Source organism: Sulfobacillus sp. hq2 (assembly GCF_002903155.1).
Classification (GTDB): Bacteria; Bacillota; Sulfobacillia; order Sulfobacillales; family Sulfobacillaceae; genus Sulfobacillus; species Sulfobacillus thermotolerans.
Genome location: NZ_NWUL01000018.1, coordinates 1 through 19,898, shown reverse-complemented (window position 1 = coordinate 19,898; position 19,898 = coordinate 1). Strand labels below are relative to the sequence as shown.

At 54.4% G+C, this 19,898-nt stretch carries 19 protein-coding genes; 14 read left to right on the top strand and 5 right to left on the bottom strand.

Annotated elements, in window-relative coordinates:
* Positions 1–3: 3 nt before the first annotated feature.
* The 4 genes from CO251_RS02850 to CO251_RS02835 all read left to right on the top strand — a co-directional run bounded on the left by CO251_RS02850 (position 4) and on the right by CO251_RS02835 (position 3,781).
* Entirely contained in the window at positions 4–1,221 is a 1,218-nt protein-coding gene (locus tag CO251_RS02850; protein WP_146038965.1) for an MFS transporter, read from the top strand.
* Positions 1,218–2,621: an FAD/NAD(P)-binding protein gene (locus CO251_RS02845; protein ID WP_103374299.1), complete on the top strand. Its 1,404-nt coding sequence runs from the start codon at positions 1,218–1,220 to the stop codon at positions 2,619–2,621. The genes CO251_RS02850 and CO251_RS02845 overlap by 4 nt, the downstream gene beginning before the upstream one ends.
* On the top strand, positions 2,593–2,958 hold the full coding sequence (locus tag CO251_RS02840; protein WP_103374298.1) for a hypothetical protein: 366 nt from the start codon (positions 2,593–2,595) through the stop codon (positions 2,956–2,958). Before CO251_RS02845 ends, CO251_RS02840 begins: the two co-directional genes overlap by 29 nt.
* 232 nt (positions 2,959–3,190) lie before the next feature.
* Complete coding sequence (locus CO251_RS02835) at positions 3,191–3,781, top strand: recombinase family protein (RefSeq protein ID WP_031942676.1); 591 nt, start codon at positions 3,191–3,193, stop codon at positions 3,779–3,781.
* 152 nt (positions 3,782–3,933) lie between these two features.
* On the opposite strand, the gene CO251_RS17695 is transcribed toward CO251_RS02835, so the two are convergent.
* The 4 genes from CO251_RS17695 to CO251_RS02815 form a co-directional block, all read right to left on the bottom strand.
* Entirely contained in the window at positions 3,934–4,974 is a 1,041-nt protein-coding gene (locus CO251_RS17695; RefSeq protein WP_031942675.1) for a hypothetical protein, read from the bottom strand.
* A gap of 80 nt (positions 4,975–5,054) precedes the next feature.
* The gene (locus CO251_RS02825; RefSeq protein WP_146038964.1) at positions 5,055–5,441 is read right to left on the bottom strand and encodes a hypothetical protein; all 387 of its coding nucleotides are present in this window, start codon (positions 5,439–5,441) and stop codon (positions 5,055–5,057) included.
* 150 nt (positions 5,442–5,591) lie between these two features.
* Positions 5,592–6,083 carry a hypothetical protein gene (locus CO251_RS02820; RefSeq protein ID WP_031942674.1) on the bottom strand — a complete coding sequence of 164 codons (492 nt, stop codon included), beginning with the start codon at positions 6,081–6,083 and terminating at the stop codon, positions 5,592–5,594.
* Positions 6,067–6,516: an RNA polymerase sigma factor gene (locus CO251_RS02815; RefSeq protein WP_255398086.1), complete on the bottom strand. Its 450-nt coding sequence runs from the start codon at positions 6,514–6,516 to the stop codon at positions 6,067–6,069. The genes CO251_RS02820 and CO251_RS02815 overlap by 17 nt, the downstream gene beginning before the upstream one ends.
* A gap of 395 nt (positions 6,517–6,911) precedes the next feature.
* Between CO251_RS02815 and CO251_RS02810 the strand changes: the two genes are divergently transcribed.
* The 3 genes from CO251_RS02810 to CO251_RS02800 all read left to right on the top strand — a co-directional run bounded on the left by CO251_RS02810 (position 6,912) and on the right by CO251_RS02800 (position 9,167).
* Positions 6,912–7,844 carry a hypothetical protein gene (locus tag CO251_RS02810; protein ID WP_146038963.1) on the top strand — a complete coding sequence of 311 codons (933 nt, stop codon included), beginning with the start codon at positions 6,912–6,914 and terminating at the stop codon, positions 7,842–7,844.
* Between the two features lie 33 nt (positions 7,845–7,877).
* Positions 7,878–8,411: a hypothetical protein gene (locus tag CO251_RS02805; RefSeq protein WP_031942671.1), complete on the top strand. Its 534-nt coding sequence runs from the start codon at positions 7,878–7,880 to the stop codon at positions 8,409–8,411.
* A gap of 429 nt (positions 8,412–8,840) precedes the next feature.
* A complete protein-coding gene (locus CO251_RS02800; RefSeq protein ID WP_103374294.1) occupies positions 8,841–9,167 on the top strand; it encodes a hypothetical protein in 327 nt (108 codons plus the stop codon).
* A gap of 1,143 nt (positions 9,168–10,310) precedes the next feature.
* Here CO251_RS02800 and CO251_RS02795 read toward each other — a convergent pair.
* Positions 10,311–11,585, bottom strand: coding sequence for a tetratricopeptide repeat protein (locus CO251_RS02795; protein WP_103374293.1), 1,275 nt, complete (start codon positions 11,583–11,585; stop codon positions 10,311–10,313).
* 181 nt (positions 11,586–11,766) lie between these two features.
* Here CO251_RS02795 and CO251_RS02790 point away from each other — a divergent pair, with 181 nt between their 5' ends.
* From CO251_RS02790 to CO251_RS02760, 7 genes are all read left to right on the top strand, one after another.
* Entirely contained in the window at positions 11,767–11,952 is a 186-nt protein-coding gene (locus CO251_RS02790; protein ID WP_103374292.1) for a hypothetical protein, read from the top strand.
* A 23-nt stretch (positions 11,953–11,975) separates the two neighbouring features.
* Positions 11,976–12,977, top strand: a complete 1,002-nt coding sequence (locus CO251_RS02785) for an SUMF1/EgtB/PvdO family nonheme iron enzyme (RefSeq protein WP_103374291.1) — start codon at positions 11,976–11,978, stop codon at positions 12,975–12,977.
* A 21-nt stretch (positions 12,978–12,998) separates the two neighbouring features.
* A complete protein-coding gene (locus CO251_RS02780; RefSeq protein WP_103374290.1) occupies positions 12,999–14,828 on the top strand; it encodes a WD40 repeat domain-containing protein in 1,830 nt (609 codons plus the stop codon).
* Positions 14,828–15,547, top strand: coding sequence for a GTP cyclohydrolase II (locus CO251_RS02775; RefSeq protein WP_103374289.1), 720 nt, complete (start codon positions 14,828–14,830; stop codon positions 15,545–15,547). The genes CO251_RS02780 and CO251_RS02775 overlap by 1 nt, the downstream gene beginning before the upstream one ends.
* Positions 15,544–16,344 (top strand): flavin reductase family protein, encoded by an 801-nt coding sequence (locus CO251_RS02770; protein WP_103374288.1) that lies wholly within the window; start codon positions 15,544–15,546, stop codon positions 16,342–16,344. The genes CO251_RS02775 and CO251_RS02770 overlap by 4 nt, the downstream gene beginning before the upstream one ends.
* A 328-nt stretch (positions 16,345–16,672) precedes the next feature.
* On the top strand, positions 16,673–17,890 hold the full coding sequence (locus tag CO251_RS02765) for an MFS transporter (protein WP_242968262.1): 1,218 nt from the start codon (positions 16,673–16,675) through the stop codon (positions 17,888–17,890).
* Positions 17,891–17,919: 29 nt separating this feature from the next.
* Positions 17,920–19,755 carry a hypothetical protein gene (locus CO251_RS02760; protein ID WP_103374287.1) on the top strand — a complete coding sequence of 612 codons (1,836 nt, stop codon included), beginning with the start codon at positions 17,920–17,922 and terminating at the stop codon, positions 19,753–19,755.
* Positions 19,756–19,898: the final 143 nt, after the last annotated feature.

Here is a 19,898-nt window from a genome sequence, read left to right as displayed (position 1 = left end):
CATTTGAAGAGGCCATTAGTGGCATTATTCTCCAGCCAAGTGCTATCGATCGTAGGGGGGCGTTTCATCGAATTAGGCATCCCGTGGTTGTTGCTAGCCACCAATCATGGTACGGCTTCCACGACCATCATGGCCATTATTCCGTTGGTCACGGCGGTTACGGCGCTACCACTCGGTCGATGGGTTCGGACAAAGCGACTGGCCCAAATGCCTGCCCAAGCAGAGTTGATTCAGGGTGGTATCTTTTTTGCTTTCGTCATTCTGATGGTGACAGGCGTTTTGCGACGCTTTGTCGTGCCTGGGTTAGTCATTGCTTTAATCCTCATTGGCATGTTTAGCACGGTGACGCGAATTACGTTAACTCCACAAGTGCGAAGCATTTTTGGGCGCGACAGCATGATTCGCGTGTCTAACTATTTGGAGGGTGCAGATGCCATAGGAACTGTCATCGGACCAGTCTTGGCTGGCGTGATTTTCAGTGTATGGGGCGGCATGGGAATTTTTGGGGCGTTAACATTGTTGTTTGTTGGATCCAGTCTTGGTCTGGCGATCCTCGGTCGTCATGATGCTACTGCGAGTGTGCAAACGCCAGCGAGACTCAACCACGTGTTTGATGGGTTACGCGTGCTCATTACGCCTCCCCTCTTGACGTTGTCAGTCGTCGACTGGGTCGCAAACTTCGTTTCAATCGCTGTCGTCTTTGATCTCGTTTTAATTGTCGCGCGTCACCTACATCTTCCTGATAGTTCCGCCGGATTGGTGTTTACACTCTCCGGCATTGGTAACTTCGTGGCCGTCGTAATCCTTGATCGCATACAAAATAGCCGACGGTTCCATCCCGTCAAGACTTTAGGTATAGCTTTAGGAGTCTCCGTGCTTGGATCAGTGGTGCTATTAACGTCGGGCACATACTACGGATTGACCGTCGGATATGTGGTGTTAGACGGTGGAATGGCAGCCATTTTTGTGATGAATGGTGCGATTCGAAATATGGTTACGCCCGAAGATAAGCTTGTCGCCATGCGGGCGGGGATAACGTTTTCTAACCAAATGGTCCGCGCGATTGGGTCTATGGTCCCTGGGGTGCTTTTTGCATGGTGGAATGGGCGTATTCTACTAGGAATAGTTGCGTTATGTGGTGTGGCACTTCTAGCCCTCGTGTGGTTTGGGCGCTCTGCACTAAGTGAAAATATCATCCGCGAAGGAGCAACACAGCAATGATAAGATACAACAAACGTTGTGATAGTGTGTGGCCCATCGAACTGGGCTTGGATGTTTTTACAGAAGCTATTAAATTACCCGAACAAAAATACATTCCTCTTCGACATGCGCCAAGCGTGGTAGACACACGTGTCGCGATCGTTGGGGCGGGTCCGACCGGAATATCATTGGCGGCCCGCCTTTGGCACATGGGATTGGGCGACAGCTTTGTTCTTCTTGATGAAAGAACGACGTTTGCCGAGTCGTTTGTAAGTCGGCTAATTGCTGTGGGACAACATGTCATGCGAAGCCCCTATCATCATCATCTCGCACCAGACGGAGATATTACCTTGGCGGCTTTCGGCCGACTACATTGGAGTGAGCTAGCCGCTTCCGAGCGACGCCAACTAGATCTTGCCCGGTTATCTGAGCGCTCTCTACCGTCCGCAAGGCTGTTCGTAGACCATATGTACCATATTATCTCGGCTCATCATTTAGCTCGGTCAGCCTTTCAGTTTCGGGTAACCGATGTCCATCGGGACGGTCAATACTGGATGTTGTGTGACGATCAGAATCGGGTTGTGCGCGCCGAGAGTGTTGTTTTTGCTATGGGGCAAATCAGCTCCATGACTTCATGGACTGGCACCCTTATTGATCCGCTTTCTCCCAACACGTCCTCTGGTAACCACGGGAATCTTGTGGGCGTCGTCGGGGCGGGGAACACCGCAGGGCACGTCATCCTCAATGAAGTCCGCGCGGGCTACAGAGTTCTGTGGTTCGTTCGTGAAGACGAACGGTATTCATGTACAGACGTGCCTCATAGGTTTTTCCGCGATGAAGGCATTGCAGACTACCTACGGCAACCGTTGTCATTGCGTCGTAAAGTGTTACAAGAAGCTTTCTTGGGCAGCTGTATGCCTGAGCATTATCGATTGTTCAAGGCATTCAAAGCTCACAACTTGGTGACGGTTGTGAATAAACCCGTGGTTAATGTGGCTCAAGCGAGAGATCTTCAGAAGGTCATTTGCTCAGACAGCCGAGTGTATCTTTGTTCCCACGTGTACAATGCGACCGGACTGAAACCGTCCCCGTTGCCTCGAATAATGCCCGATATTGCAACCGCGGGCGGGTATCCCGTTCTTCACGACACAACTCTCGAATCGGTAACGGCACCGAATATCTTTTTTGCAGGTATCCATAGCGCATTGTCCCTAGGACCGGCTAGTAAACTAATCGACGGGACGCGCTTAGCTGCGGAACGCATCCTGCCAGCTATCCGTTCGCGACTTTTGACCGACAGTATTGCGACAAGCTCACACAACTACAAGTTCGCGATTTTTGGCCGAATGCATGCCATCGGAGGAATGGATGTCAAAACAGGGGAGGATCTAGATGAAACAATCGCAGCTACCCGTTCATGAACTCGTCGAGCCTACGATGACCTTGTTGGAATTTGAATCGCCCATTCTGCTAGCGGGTGTGGGGATTTGCTGGACCTCCAGATCGTTGGAGGCCATAATGACGTTATCGGAAGCGGGTTTTCATAGTCGTTCCATTATAGCTGTTGCCCAGCAAATCGGCCAAGAACTCGTAGACCGGTGGCAGAGCTTAATAGTTGATCAGCATTTAATTGATCAAGGAGATCCTCGAAATACCGTCTCTCGTGTTCTTGTCGCTCTGGCAAAAATTCCCGAAGTGCATGGAAACGGTCCGCTAACGGCGCTCCTCGCTGCCTGCATCGCTCGTCAGCTAATTTAGGATAAGACATCCACTTTTATGAGTCATCGCCTGACATTCTAGTAAAAGCGTAATTACCAGAATGTGGCTTATGGCGGAAAATTAGCGAATCGTTGCCATACCCCAGTGCGGAGCTTACTGTCTCATATGGGTACACCCAACTGAGACTTGTTGCCAGGCACGGGTTGTCGCCGTTTCCAGCGTATCGTATGCTTGTCTCATTAATTATACCGGAAAAGGGAGCGAAACCCCCATGATCTATGGCTATGCCCGGGTCAGTTCGACCACCCAAAGTCTCGAGACGCAGGTCGCGCAATTGACGGCGTATGGCTGCCAGAAAATTTTTCAAGAAAAGCTGTCCGGGCGCTCGCTGAAACATCGCGCCCAATTTACGGCGCTCCTCGATGAGGTCACGACCGGGGACACCGTGGCGGTCACCAAACTCGACCGCTTTGCCCGGAGTACGCAAGATGCCCTCAATACCATGGCCACGTTGACCGAGCGGGGGGTGGCCCTCGTCGTCCTCAATATGGGAGGCGATGTGGTCGATACGTCGACCGCGATCGGCAAGCTCCTGATCACGGTGTTGGCCGGCATTGCCGAATTTGAGGCGGACCTCATCAAGGAGCGTCAAATCGAAGGCATTGCCGCAGCCAAAGCCCGGGGCGTCTACAAGGGGCGTCCCCGGACCTACACCATGCTTCATAAGGGCCTGGCGCATGCGTTGGACCTCTTCGATGCCAGAGACACTAATCACCTCACCGTCAATGACATTTGTGCGATGACGCAGGTCAGCCGGGCCACCTTGTATCGGTTGGCGCGAAAGACCGGCACCCAATCGTAGCGCAAGCGCGCCGGTCGACGGAACGAGTCCCCGTGACTCGCCCGATCATCAATGGTCCTCCAATCCGCTTGCACCCCCGGTTGTTCTCATGGGAATCTTGCCCCTGCGGGTGACGCGCCGCACGGTGTGATGGCACCGCCAATGGACGCCCGTTAATGACCCGCGCCGTATGGAATGTCGACGGGATAGGTGGCGGTCGGTAGCCCCAGAATGTGGGACGGGGCCGTGAGTCCGGAATACCCTTTGAGGGCGACGACTGCCCGAGTGCTCACGATCGGGTGTCCGGTGACCAAATTCAACGCCATGTATGCTCCCGCGGACGGCGTACCGAGAACCACGTCAGTCCCGGTAAAATTCAACACATCAAACACGGGGGCGGGCCCCGGGCCAAAATAAACTGGATGGCCATTGTAGCTTACACCCACAAAGAGACCAACGGGGGAGTCTTGGTAGAAATCCAACACAAAGGGATGGCTGTCCAATATGCCCGTGAAGCCTTCCACCCGGTGATAGGTCTGGCTCGAAAACGTGTGAGGTGACGGGGCAGAACTCGCGACAAACCCATTCGGCAGGGCTTGAGGAGTTTGTTGCCCGGTATAACGCTGAACCTGTTGCCCGGCGAAGGGCGGGGGACTCGTTGCTGTTTGCGATGAAGAGGACGCATGCACCACCACGTGGGTTTGCCAACCGACCATCCCATTGCCCACCGAAACAAGATAAGTCCCCGGTTGCGACCATTGGGCGGTGATTTGATACTGCCCTGAGACGTTGGTGTAGATCGTTTCCCCTGTAGGGTCATGGGGCAACCCCAGGATGGTCATTTTGGCATGCGGAGCGCCTTGACCGTTCGTCAAATAGACCGTGTCCGAAATCGTGGTGGGTTGTTGAGGCGTGATGGGATTCGGTTGCGCCGTCACGGTCAGCTTAGCGATTTGCGCCGGCGCGGGGGATGCGGTGGTCGTGGAAGGGCGAGTCGATGCCGCTGCGTGAGAAGAAGGCGCGGTGGTCGAGCTGGGGGGTGTGCTGGAAGATGAGGGCGATGATGTTACGCCGCTCGTGTGCACGGTGCCGGACACCGTATAGTTTCCGTGACCAGTTGGAGTGGCTGTCAGGTGGCCGGTGACTCCGCAACCGGCTAACGTCAGGGATCCCATGATGATGCCCGATAGAATGAGTGAATGTCGAATGTTCACGGTATCGTCCTCCTTGAATTGAATAACGAGAGAGTTTTTGAACGGTTTCTACGCCAAACGTTGTTGTTCCTCTCGTACGACTACGGCTTATAGGAACGCATCGAGTGGGCAATCGACAACGCTGTTTCCAGACGCTGCTGCACATCCGAGTAGGTCGTGACTTGATAGACGGTCGTTTCGCGATTCCAGGTGATGATCACCTCCGTGGCGATTCGCAGGCTCCCTTGAGCCGTGACACTGGCTGTACTGTTCACGACGAGATAGCCGCTCGTAGCCGGTTGGGGTAATGACAGGGACGTGAGATCATGGGTCAGTTGTCGCGCCTGTTGGCGTGCAAGCGTAGCCGACGGGGCATTGACGACCACCTGCCAGGGGCCTGCTATCCAGCGCAGACTGGTCGCCGCGAGCGAAGCAGCTGAAGTGTGACTGCTGGACTCTTTCCCGATGATCCCAGGGGCAATCGACACGAGGGTTGTCGGACCGGGAGCGACCGAGTACCCTGATTCGATTGTGAGTCCTTCGCGAAGACCCTGAGTGCCTTCGCGGGCATAATTCGTGCCCGCATACGCAGCGAGGCGGCGGGATGTGGGGCTAGTGATGTGCGGATTATTGATCGGTCAGGCCTGATTGGTTTTCCAGAGCTCCACTTGATACGTCGGTAAGGCGCTGCCCCCGAACACGTGGGCGGTGGCCGATAGGATGGTCATCGGTTGCTTCGCATACGGAATCGCTTGTGGGGCTTGGAGGGGCACCCCAGACTGAGATCCCAGCGCCTTCATGGCCGCCACAATCACAGGGCTGGCTTTGGCCGCCAAAAATTGCGGGCCGGGCGTCACCGTGGTCACGGCGCCGGATCGGCGCTGAGCCGACTGCCATGTGGACGTTCCGACCCCGATCCCCATCGCCAAGACCAGGATTCCTGCGGCCACCCACGGCCATGGGTAGGCCCTCCCCGTCCGCTGATGCTGGCGGCGAGAAAACTCTTGGTGCCACCGCTGGTGGTCAAACTGAAAATCGGCGTCAATGGCCGGCCACTCGAGACGCCCGAACCATTCCCGTAAGGCGTCATCTGGCGGGTCGGAGACCTTCTTCTTATTCCACCGGGTCATCGTGATTCTCCTTCCATACGTGTGCAAATCGGTGACGGGCGCGATGCAATCGCGTGCGGACAGTCTCGGATAGCCCGACCCTCGCGGCGATTTCCGCGACCGATAAGGATTGATAATAAAACAGCCACAAGCACTCCTGATCCGCGGGCGCCAAATGCCTCAGCGCATCTTCCACCGCGAGGCGTTGCACCACTTGCTGTTCCATCAGAGGATCGCTGGATTTCACCTCCTCAACACGCAGATTATTGGGTGAGTCGCGGTTCTTGCGACGCGCATCAATGATGAGGTGCCGCGCTGTCGTAAAGAGCCAACCGCCATGAACAACCTGGCGAGGATGGCGTTCGTGCCACTGATATAGCCGCCAAAAGATTTCTTGGGCAATGTCCTGCGCCAACTGTCGATCGTGCGTATGCGAAAGCACAAACCGGGCGATGGTGTCCCCCCAGTCCGCGCCGCCGATCGCTGACCGGGTCCTTTACTGCGCATTCATCAGGTAAAACGGAAGGAACGGCACCGACGTTGCAGCGGATACGCAGGAAAATTTTGCGTACCTTTCAATCGGATGCGATCACGTGACAGAGGCTACCCGATGAAGGGCAGCCTCTGTCAGGACTTCCGCAGTTAAGCGAGCCACCACCGATCGCTGTCGACAGCCAGGATAATCGACGTGATAGCGAAACGAGGGCGCCTCCAACCGATCGGGGCCAGGTTCTAAATCTAATCATAGGATTCCGAAAAATAGTGTAGTTGTAAAAAAGGATCTGAAGCCCTCGTCCAGAAATAGCCTATATGAGAGAATATTCTCTCTGTGACTGGAAGGGGGAATTTATGATGCACTTACTCGCAAAACAGCTTAACTCCACGATAAAAACCGCCATCGTTAGAGTCGCAATGGCTGGAGTGTTGTTAGCATCCTTTAGCTTAATGACACCCAACATTGCAAACGCATATAGCGCTCCCTCCACGGCGGGAAATTCCTTTTACGTCACATCGGCGTGGCTCAACGTTCAATCGAACGGCCATACTTTTGCTTATAACGAAGGTGCAAGCGGCGAGCCTAATGCTAGCGTTGTCGCAATTCTCGATTTTGGACGGCAAGAGTCGACGAGTTCGGGGTGGCAAGTGTTGTTAACTGATGGTACGGAGGAGACACAGTCATGGGTTCAAACTGTGGCGGAAGATTTCGCCTCCGGGTGGCAGAGCGACCACTCTACGACACTGACCGAGGCCATTGGCACAAACAATTCCGATTACGCATGGAGTAACGGTTCGAGCCTATGGGCCACTGCGGGAACCGACTGGGCCAATCTGGTCGATGCGGTAGCAAATCAGTCCTACCAGTACATCGCCGTTTACGGAGCCAATGACATCGAATCGTGGGCTGGGTCGTTTTCTAATGGCTGGGTAGCTACGGGAACCGACTCCACGGATTGGTGCCAAGCATATAACAACGTGAGTGGGTCCCAAACTACTATTGATTATGGAAGCGAAGCCTATGTCGAAGATCCTTCTGTATGGACACAACAGCAGGTTTATGATTGTGCATACGGTTATCTGGACGATATCGTACTGCCGGAAATTTACTACAGTGGCGAAGCGACCGATTGGCAGGGACTATATAACGATTACTCATCGCTCTTCTTCAATGGTATCACATCCGAAAACGGAGCCGGTGGTACGTTAAGTTGGCAAAGTGGATGGGCAGACTTAAACAATGCAACCGGAGGCAGCGATGTATATTCGTGGGCAACGAACATTTAGGAAGATGAAACTTAGACAGAAAGGATGAAACCCATGCGATATCTCTACACGAGCCTAATTGCCGGCGGAATTGTACTTCTTGGAGCAAGTGCGATAACCAGTCATAATGCCGCGCAAGCAAGTACGGTGCAAAATTTCCAAAGCCAAAAACAACAGCGCATTGCCAAGGAACTGGCGCAAGCCGCACAGAATAAAAGCAAGGCCAGGGATCACGGCGGGGTGACGCACTTTTCACCGCCCGTTCCGCATCAGATCGCTGAACCCGGCATACCGATCGGGCCTATACCGATGACGCAGTCCTCCGCATGGACCGCCGGGTGGTACCCAAACACGATGAACGAGGTTCTAGTCCTTGGCGGCTATAAGCGGTCCAATCCTGAACAGGGCATGATTGACGTGCAAGTACTAGACCAAAACAATGCGCCGTGGAGTGGTGAATTTCTGGCGCCGGGGCAAACCGGCGCGATTACTATCACGAATGTCCAGGGGACCATCGTCAAGTGGACGTCGTCAAGCGGGGCATCTGGATCGTTTAATTTAGCTAGCGACAAGTGGGGGCAAAGTTAATAGTGCCTCATGTCGAGCTCTTCTCCGTCAGTGGGAAGAGCTCGGTTTAGGTTTACAAAGGATTTTCACGGAATGAGCAGCCGTTTCCTGATTCCAAACCATAGAGGTAACCTCTAGACAGCCACGAACGTTACATCGATAGGGTGGTTCTTTTGAAATGCAAAGGGGTGATCTGTCTTGGTCAAAATTCCACTGGCCTTATCCGCAACTGTGGTTGCGGCCACGAGCTGTCTGCTCGTGGGATGCGGGACAGGGTCTACACTACGATCAGTCGGTCAGCCTTCGAACGCTAGTAGCCCGGCGGCGCTCCGTCGATCATCCACGCCATCGGCGAGTATCCCGGCTACTCAGCCCACGCATTCGGTGAGTCCACGCACGTTTTCGGAACCGATTCATCCCGTGAGTGCTAAGGAGGTGGTCGGTAACGACATGTTTAATGGCGCACAAAGCATTTGGCGGGATGGCAACTGGAACGATCCGAAAACCTCCCTTAGCGGGCCGCGGTATGTTATCTCGTTCGCCGGAACGGGTAATAGCCGTCAAATCCCGTTGATTGAAGTATATAACGAAGATCGGACACCGTATGTTAACGGCGTCGAATGGGTCGATTATGTGTGTCCACAGCAACTTGGCATCCTTCGGATTACGAGCATTTCAAAGAACGGTGCGATCGTATATTTTGTTTCAGAAGAAGGCGTCCATGGCAGCCTCAATTTAGATACACGCATATGGAAATTCACCTCCTGTGAAAAATAAATGGCACTGCCAACATCTAGTGGTGAGCGGCTTTCCCTCCCCAACATACCGTCAGAGACCGTGACCCACCGGCTTCCATTTTTCATTCATGGGGGTGCCCCGAATCCGGGGCATGGACGTCTCTTAAAGGGGTCTGTGTAGTAACGGAACGAAAACTCGGCGTCGACGGTCAGCCGTCTGCCCCGCCTCTCACACAATCACCTGTCAGTGGTCAACTCAGCATTCTTATTCCTGTTTTTGGTTCCAATGCTACACAAACTAGACCGGGGCAAATTCGCGTTTTGTTGGCGGGTCTCCTTATTTATTTAGTGGGATATCAGCTTCATGGTTACTGGGCGCAGGGGCTCTAATTGACATCTCGGGGTTTTAGTCAAACTTACCCATGTTGTGCCAATATCACGGGAAGGCTCGTTGACGCATCACGAAATCTCTCCGTCTCCAACCATCCATCTCTATTGCACTTTTCGTTCCATTCACAAACCCCGCATTCAAATGCAGAAGAAGTTTTCTCTTATTGCCATTTTCGTTCCATTGCTACAGAAACCCCAACAGCATTGATTGGATTGGTACCCTAGATGAATCTGAATCACCGACTTTTGGTTGTGTTGACTGGGAATAGGATTTAATGGCCCAACGGAGAGGTGAAGCGTTAGCGCTGATAAGTCCGGATAACAGTTACACGTGCCTTTTTTCAAATGCCACCTCAAACTAAGACCTTGGCGAAGGGTAAATCCTCCGTTACTCATGGCGCATTTGCCCCTTTCTATTGGATTAATTCACGGTGCCAACTCTACTCTTTACGGGTATCCGGGATTTATGATGGATCAATTGCTTTCTATCTTGAACAACGATAGGACGTTTCGTGTTGATGGAACGTTATTTCTCAATGCACAATGTCCGCTGCAAATCGGTTGATGGGGGAGAAAACTAATGTACGAGCCCTCCGGCCCTTCGTCATATCTAATCAATTGAAAATACGGAACTATAGGGACAGTGCCGGAGCAGATGCACTCCCTGTGGACGACCAATGCGGAGGTCTCAAGATGCATACGGCAAAAGACCTATCAAACAATTTCCACAAGCAATTCGGCACTATCCGAACATTGACATCTACGTCGTTTAAGTGTCTTCGTATTGAACTTGTTAGTATAAGTAGCTCGTATTTAAAGCGCGGAATCGACGGATGCTGGCATTTAACTTTTTCACAGACCGCGGCTTCGCACGGGAAGCAATGTCGATCGCTTTAATAACCAGGGCGACCCGGAGGGTATCGTCCTCTAGCCCAGAAAGCGCATTCAGTACTTCGTCGAAGCGTTGAACCGCAGTGTCTGCGTCGTCGACAGATAGGGCCATCTCGGCATGCAAAATCCGAGAGGTAAACCATCCACGGCACCAATGATCGCCCAGCAAATCATAGGCCCGGTGAAGATATTGACGGCTGTCCTCCACGCGCCCTTGTTTCCAGGCTATTTCTGCCTGGGTGCCGGCCAATTCCCCCCATTGGTAAGCCTCACCCACTCCGTACCATTGCGGAGCTTCTTGGAGCCATCGCGCGGCTGCTTCCCAGTCTTCCATCATCGCGGCGGTATAGAGGCAATTGTTGAGAGCGGCGATGACGTGGTCCGTCTGGTCGACGCAGCCTCCATAAAATGTGTAGGCGGACTCAAAATACCCCATAGCTTCCGAATATTGCCCTCGGGCCAATGCCACGTTGCCTAATCCCATACTAAGGTGGGCGCGCAAATCCACTTGGGAAATTTTTGACTGCCAGGTTTGCCAATGGTGAGCGGCTTCCTCGTACCGGCCTAAGTTCCACAGGGCGACTCCGACATTATATGCCGAGCGTTCCCAAGACGGCCCAACAGCGGGTAGGGTGATCACTGCTTCCAGCATCGGTAATGCCTCCTGGGATTGATTCCGGAGCAATAACCAGCGGCCCACGGTGGCGCGCGCCTCAATTTCGATTTCAGTCCAATGGTGTTCGTGCGCGCGTTGGGAGAGGAGACGGCCGAGAAAGATGGCGCGTCGGTCATGACCGTGTCGCCAGTCCATCATGGCCAAGGCGAACAGCAGTTCAGCCGATACTTGCGGGTATCGAGACGACTGGCGTAGCAACCTGAGCCAGTTCCGTCGGACACAGCGATACGGCGGATCCGGCCGTGCCAGCAAGCGATTCCCCACCTCTAATGCCTGGCGAGGCTCCGTGGCTCGGTCCAAATAGAGTTCGTCCCACACCCCCGTGGGCAATTCCAGGCCTTGACTAATCGCGTCCAGGATCGAAACCGATGGGCACATACGATCGTGTTCAATTGCGTTAATGGTGGATGCCGAGACAAAACGGTGCACGGCAATCATTTTCCTATGGCGAGCTGTCCGCGCCGTGCGAATCGCCTCGCCTAGTGTCACTTCCTCCTCCACTTGGGACACCCCCTTCTTTCGGCGAGATATGCGGAAATGCATTTTTTGTATTTCTGCTGGTCTGACCTCGCTGGCACACTATACGGTTGCCCTCTTGCGGCAGCGGCCCCTTCCTCTTAATTTTATAACTGTCAAGCAATAGCGGCAATTGACACAAAGGTTCTCAAGGAGGAAGTCGAAAATGGCTATGCAATATATTCATCGCGTGGGACGACTCGTGGTGCTGACCCTCGCACTGCTGACGGTGTTGACGTTTGGTTTAACTCATAGACCCCTTGGGCATTTGGCGGCACCGTCTGCCGTGACCGTGGCAAGTAGCAGCACCACGGGGGCACCCGATACGGGGTCAGGCCCACCCATCGCGTAAGCGGTACCCAGGAGGAAGAGAACATGCCGCGTCATCCAATACGACTACCCGAACCGCATGCGATTAACTCTGTATCCCCACGTACGGCTATGGGCTTGCCCCCAGCCTACGTGTCCGGGCAATTGAACGACAACCTGCCACTAGCGGATAGCCGTGGGTTGTTAGGCGAGCCGGGCGACGCTTTGTCGCATCTTATCCACGAGGGATATCCCCCGCCCCTGCGATATCTGGCGGGAACAGTCCTAGCCTTAGCTGGGGATCCACGAATACAACCGCTCAATCCCAAGATGTTACCGGTGCCCGGCGGACTTTTACGTATGGGCACCGAGGCCTCCGAGGTCGATCGCGTATTGGCACGGTTCAACGACTTAAATTTGGCACGCCCATGGATTGAAAAAGAGGTCCCGACATGGACGGTGTCCATCCCCCCGTTTCGGTTGGGCCGATATCCGGTCACTAATCTGGAGTACGTAGCCTTTCTCCAAGATTGCCCCGAGGCTGCACTGCCGACCAGTTGGGCCTTTGGACAAATGCCCCCCGAACGCGCCAATCATCCGGTGTATTCGGTTCCTCTCCATGCCGCTCAACAATATGTGTCCTGGTTGTCTCAGAAGACTGGGCGACCCTTCCGACTGCCGACCGAAGCCGAGTGGGAATGGGCGGCCTCCGGGGGCGATAATCGGGAGTACCCGTGGGGGAGCACGTGGACGGACGACTGCGCCAATACGGTGGAATCCCATTGCTGGATGACCACGCCCGTCGGCATGTTTCCCAAGGGCGCAGGACCCTTTGGGCATCTGGATTTGGCCGGCAATGTGGAGGAGCTCGTCGACACGTACTATGGCCCGTATCCAGGGGGGCGTTGGATCGATGACGACCTCGCGGCATCGGGACCTTATCCCATAACCCGCGGGGGGAGCTTTACCCGCTTTCGGGATCTGGGGCGGTGCAAACGTCGTCATGGTTACCTGGATCATCCGCTCTACGCCATTGGGTTTCGGATTGCTGAGGACATGACCGACTGAAAGATTGGAGGAGGATGCACCATGGAACGTTTGCTTAAGAGCGTCCGCATTCATCGCGGACCCGTCACAACCGCGATGCCAGTCCCCCATAGTTCTCTCATTGTGACGGCGGGATATGATGGGGCCGTTGGGCTGTTTTCTCCCAACGCGATCGAATTGCTGGGATATCACGATCACTTGGTCAACCGCGTGGTCACGGACCCGACCGGGACATGGGCTGGGTCTTGTTCGTCGGATTACACGATCAAGATTTGGAATATCCCCGAGCGTCGATTGGTCCAGACCTTGCGGGGGCATAGCGATGATGTGGAAGACTTCGTCTTTATTGACTCAGAATGGGCCGTGTCGGCCTCGCGAGATCGGCGCCTGTTGATGTGGAACTGGCCGTCTGGTCGTATCGAACGGATCCTCTTAGGGCACCAACGTGACGTATTAGCGGTCGCGGCTGATAACCAACACATCTACTCGACCGGTGATGATCGGACGTTGCGCGTTTGGGATCGCAATACCGGCACACTTCTCACGCAATGGGGACCCTTTGAAGCGGAGACGGATACCTGCGCGCTGGATGTCCCTCGCAACCGCATTGTGTTAGGGTGTGATGATGGTTATATTCGGATATTTAGTCTCAATACGGGCGCGTCGTTGGCATCCTGGTCGGCCCATCAGTCTGGGATCAAACGCGTCGCCGTCAATTCGGACGGGCGCCTTCTGTCGGCGGGTTATGACCAACGCGTGATCGTTTGGAACATGGATAGCCATGCTCCCCAGGTTGTCCTTGATCCGCATTCGGCGTGTTGGGAACGATCGCTGAATTGGACTTCCGATGGCTCCGGAGTGGTTGCTGGTACGTTCGATGGTACCGTCATTCAATGGGATGCCCAAAGTGGCGCGCAGATGGCGGAACTCGGCGCACAGCCTGCCGGGCCGGATCACATCTGTTGGAACGAAGCCGCCGCGGCCGAAGATGGCACAATTGCCCTCGTAAGTGACGATGGGCGGGTTCGCGCGGGACACATTGACACGGACCCCGCTAGCTGGCTCACGATGGAACCGCCCAGTGGACGTGTTCTGATGAACGCCGTGGCCTACGATCCTCACCACGCGCGCATTCTCGCTGGAGCTCATAACCACGTTCTGCACCAATTAGGCGTATCCCTGACGGGGCTTCGCTTTGAAGCATCCTACAGCCTTGGCCTCGGCCCGATTAACACGATTCGCTTTACGCCCCATGGTGAAGAGGCATGGATTGGTACCTATAGCGGCACGCTCGTGCGCTGGTCTCCGGATACGCATGCCGTTATCGGAGCATATGCCCTCCATGACGGGGCCATCAAAGCACTCCGGCTATTAGCGGACCGCCATGAGGGGGTGAGTTGCTCAGCCGCAGGGGAGGTGCTTGCGTGGGATTGGTCAGGACGCCGTGCCCGGCATTTCGGCGGGCACACGGCGATCGTCAACGATCTGGACGTGTCCTCGGATGGGCGCTGGCTCGTCACCGTCGGACGCGACTTCATCTTGCGACTCTACGAATATCAAACCAGCCGACTCATGACGGCTGTGGATTTAGGGAGGCGTTCACCCAAATCGGTTCTATTGATCAACGAACACGAAGCGTTGGTGGGCGATTATTGGGGATATTTACTGCACGTCAATCTGGATAGTGGCCAGATCGCGTCACGGCGTATTGCCACCAATGGCTTAAGTAGCTTATCCCACGTCCAAACTCGCGTTTTAGCGACATCGTATGACGGCAGCTTAGTGGTGACCGATACCGCCGTCCTATCCGTCCGTTCCCTGGCCCCATCAGGACAGCGCTTCGCGGAGTGGGCCACTGAGGAGGTTTCCTGATGATCAACATCCATCAGAACATCCCGGAGTATTTGAAGCAACGGACGAAACTGCTCGCGCGTGCCGAAGGGATTCCACCCCTATCGATATTTGGACCGGTCAGGCTCCCTCTCGCCACGCCGAAGGGCACGACTCAGGCACAGTGGTACGTCTGGCAGTCATCCCTGGAAGACTTAGAAAATCCCCTGAATATGCCTCCGGGTGGCTCCGCATTCGTCATCGGCGATCTCCAGCGAAAAAGCGCCCTTCCCCTAGTCCGCATGCACAGCGTCTGTGTCACGGGCGATGTGTTTCATAGTGAACGGTGTGATTGTGGGGACCAACTGAATCGGGCCATGCAGCAAATTGTCCAACATGGCACCGGTGTTCTCCTCTACCTGGGCGACCAGGAAGGGAGGGGGATTGGCTTATACCGCAAAGCCATGGCCTATGCGCTACAACAGGAATTCGGCCTCGATACCCTCGACGCCAACTTGGCCTTAGGTCAACCAGCCGACGCCCGGTCCTATCGCGACGCCGCAGTTGTTTTGCGGTTTCTTTGTGATCGACCGATTATTTTACTGACGAACAATCCCCTGAAACCAGAATCTTTGGAGGCCGAAGGCATTTCCATTCGCAGTGTTCGCCCCCTTTGGGCTTCGATTACCCCGCACAATCGTGCCTATCTTAACACCAAGGTTCAACGTTTCGGACATACGCCCGAGGAGGAGATCATGTGACGTGGGAAGAAAACGGCGCTTTTACCTGGTCGGAAGCACAACTTAAGGAGCTACCTCAATACATGACCACCACGGTTGCTCTCATCACCAGCGGGGCATCCAACGATTACAATGTGATGGCGGCCGAATGGACTTACATGGTCGCGCGTCGACCACCTTATGTCATGGTATGCATCCAAGATGGGAATGTCTCAGGCGATTTGATTGCTCAGCAGTTGGAATTTGGTGCTACGTTCCTTACAGATAAACAGAGTGTTCTCGCCGACGTTGCCGGACATTTTAGTAAGTCCGATATGACCAAACTCTCGGCGTCGATTTTTGAAACCATTCCCAGCCAGAAAATTGTGCCGCCAGTCATCCGAGGGGGATTAGCGACCTTCGAGTGCCGCGTGGAGCGCATTATTCGCTTGCCCGGCTATCGCCTTTTTCTCTCACGCGTACTCGCCGCCCGGACGGATCCAGCCGCCCAAGCACATCCGCTGGTTAAGCACGGAGGAATGTATCGAATGGGAGAGCCAATTAACGATAGTCCACTTGCTTTGGCTGCTGACTTTGTGGAGACAGATCAGGGAGACTATATGCTACGAATTGCCGGCCGTATCCCCCATCGATCAATCGGTGCCACAAGCGGCGTTAACATTTGGGTCGAGGATCAATGTGGCCGGAGTGAAGGGCCTTATTGGGCCCAGGTCGATGACCGCGGATATTTTTATGAAATGTTTGAGGCAACCCCCGTCTCCAAGGTTCGCGCTCGGGCTGAAATTGACGGGCATACAGCCTGGGCCACGTTATCCTAGCCGCGATAATCTACTCGGCGGTCGCGCCACTATCGGGCGGGCGACGCTTCTATGTGGCAGAAAGGTGGGAAGCCGTCTCCGTTTTTATATTCTGGGTGACCGCAAACGGGGTCAGGGGTACACGCGTGGGGGGTTGGAAAACGGCTAGGAAGCTCTATTCTGAATTTAGGCTCTTCCTACGGAGTCCAAGGGGGGTGACAAACATGCAAAAGCCTGTGCGGCGTTTTTCGGTTGCCAACCGCTAATAAAAAGCAGAACGGGAGGACGATCGCCGAATAGCGATCGTCCTGTCCGTCCTAAAGCAGATTTAGACAAAGGAGCGGGGTTCGTGGAATCCATTTGGCGGTCTCGGCGTTTCATATGGTTTGCGACCGGCAACACAGGCAACAACATCGGGGATGCTTTGTATGCCGTTGTGTTACCGCTTTTTGTCTATCACGTAACGCACGAACTCGCCGCCATGAGCGTTATGACCATGTTGGCGATGCTTCCGCTCATTTTTGCACCGGTCACCGGAATCTCCGTTGATCGGTGGGGGCCCGGACGTTTGATCGTCCCCGCATTAGGGGTTCAGATCGTTACGGGTAGCCTAATGGCCGTCTTAGCCATGGAACACTCCTTGCCCGTCGGAGCCCTGTACGCTTTGGGTGGTATTCTCGAAGTCGCGGGGGGTATCTACCGTGGTAGTTGGATGGCCTCCTTGCCGCAAGTTTTCCCGGGCCGTGCGCCCCAAGCGCGGGCCGCTTTAGGAATTCTTTACGTGACGACGACGCTTATCGGACCGTTTGTGGCAGGTCTTTTATTGCCACGAATAGGCTATGTACCACTCCTTTGGGTCAACGTGGCCTCATTTGTTTTGCCGCTATTGGTCATGATTACGGGTGTTTCCTACCCAAGTCCGGTATCCAATACACCAAGCCGTTCGCTCTTAGAAGATTTGATTCAAGGATGGCAGGCCCTTAAGGGACTACCGTTACTGCTCGAATCAGTATTAACGGAGGCCGCACAAAACTTAGTCGTTTCGTCGGGACTGACCACGGTCTTGATGTATTACCTTCGCCAAGACTTTCGCATTTCTGCAGCGGTGGTTAGTTGGATCGTGATGGCGGATGGAGCCGGCGCGTTGGTCGCGTCTATTCTGGTGCCACGCTGGGGGCAGCGGGGTATCCGCTGGATCTTACCATTCGGGAGCGTGTTGTCAGCGGGCGTGTTGTTTGGGCTACTCGTGCCGCATTGGTGGATTGTCCCCGTCATTCTGTTCCTACTGCCTCTTGGGGTTACTGGGATCACGACCGCAATTGAAATGGCGGTCTATCACCAAATTGCCCCTGAGGTCCTCGGGCGTGTCAATGGAATTGCCCGCTTAATTCAAGGGCTTCCTGCTCTTCTGTGTCCCCTAGTGCTTGCTGCCCTCTCTCATGCATTCACAATAAAGGGCATGTTTGTCATCGTCGCAGTGTTCATGACGATCGTAGCGCTCGCAACACTCCGTGTAACCCGCAAGGCGCATTCCAAGGGAACCAGTCCTGCTGTCAACCATGACTAGATTGCCATTACATTTTGGAGGTGGAATTCATGAATCTCGCTAATCGCGCAACGCGCATTCTATACGTCTCAGAACTCAATCTTTTGCTAGCCGTCGACACTGCCGGTGTCTTGCATCTCCTCTATCCAAATCTACGGGTCGTCCGTTCTTCCCCACAGCTACGCGAACAATGGCCCATTAATGCTTTGACGGTAGCCGCACCCTATATCTTCACCCGCAATCGTGTCGGAACGATTGCTCGTTGGGGTCTTGAAACGCTCGCACCCATTGATGTGTATCCCGCAACGAGTCTCGCTGATCCAGACTATCTTATGGAGGGTGAAGAGCCGTCTCCGACACCTGCCCGGGGTATAGCGGCGTTTGAAGGTCGACTCTATGTTAATAGCGGATACGGGCAACTGGCCGTATTTGACTGCGACCCATTCCGCCTGCGTACCATGCAACCAGGTTTGGCCGATGGATTTATCGAATGGATTTGCACTGACGCCCCTGGGCTGCAAGTGATGTCCGATAAACATGGGCGGTTACACATGGGCAATCTGACTAGTGGCCAATTCCCCATAACGGTCTCCATTGATGATTCGAATTTACACCGAGTGCGCTACGACCCGGAATACGATGCCTTCTGGGTTACCCAAGACGCGGGAGATGATGCGGCTGCCTTTGTGCAAAATGGTTTGGTGCGCGTCACACGCTCTGGAGAAGTTGTCGCTAAACATCCATTCACAAATGACGATGTCGAGTTTCTAGAACTAGATTCCAATCGTTCCTTGGTGTTAAGTGGCGGATTCGATGGACGACTGTACATCTTCACTAACACCAACGAAGGGGCTGAACTCACAAATCTCATTGGGGGGTTCTCACACCAACTTATCGACTGCGCCTATGTAGATCCTGAGCAAACCTACGTATTGACCCAAGATGGCGAGATTACGGAGGTGTCCCTGTCCGCTGGCCGTGCCAAAAAGGTTCATGCCTTTGATCGGCGCTGTGTCTGGGACATTCAGCCGACGAGCGATCCCTCTATCTTTTACTGTGCCACGGATTCCGGTGTGGCAGCACTACATTTGCACGAAGGGCTGTTAGACACCATCGACGCAGACATTCTTTGGCACCATCGCACGACAATGGGGTTCATTCGGCGCGTAGTACCACTTAAAAACGGGGACTACATTGGGCTCAGTCGCCAGCAATACGTGTTTCGAGCCACCTCATCAGGAGGATTAGTCTGGACCCGATCATTGGCATCGCTTGGGCATACCATATCGGTGGACCAACAATCCCAGAACGTGCTTGTCGCGACGGATTCGGGGGCTCTCGCGTTGGACCTATCGACTGGCGCGGTGATGCGGCAATGGTCGGTCGACGGGGTGCCGGTTTGGGCCTCCGCTTACGCAGAAACAGGAGATGCTATTCTCGCAACGCGTGCCGGACATGTGGTCGAATTCTCCCGTGAAACCGGCCTTGAGTCCCGCCGCATGAAGACAGATCCCAATCCGAAGCGCATGTGGGTCGCCGATAAGAGTCTCTGGATTACGGGTGGGTTTGGCATTAAAGAATACGATTTCTCAACCTTTGAACTGCGACATCGGTGGGTTGACCTTATCGAAAATACGGCAGAAAACGCCGTCGCACTCAATGGGTTTGTTCATGTCGTGAGTTACGGATATCAGTTAGCATCGTACGAATACGAGGACGAGGAGCTTACGGGTCTTGAAGAGCCCTTACTCGACTTTACTAAAGGGATTGCCCATTTCCAGAAGAATGAAAAATCCTGGATTCTTGTGGGAGGGCGAGGAGGATTCGTTAGCATCTACGGCCTAAGTCACGGAAGGCCTCAAAAGGTTCGAGAAATTTATATCTGATTTGATGGTACTACGAACAAGGGGGCAGCTTATGCCTCACCGGCTCAGGCTGATTAGAGGACTTTCGTGACTTCCCGAAGGGCCTGGCAAGCTTTCGTGGGGAGGACGGCGTCCCAATCCTGTTGGTCGGTGGGCGGGGCGGA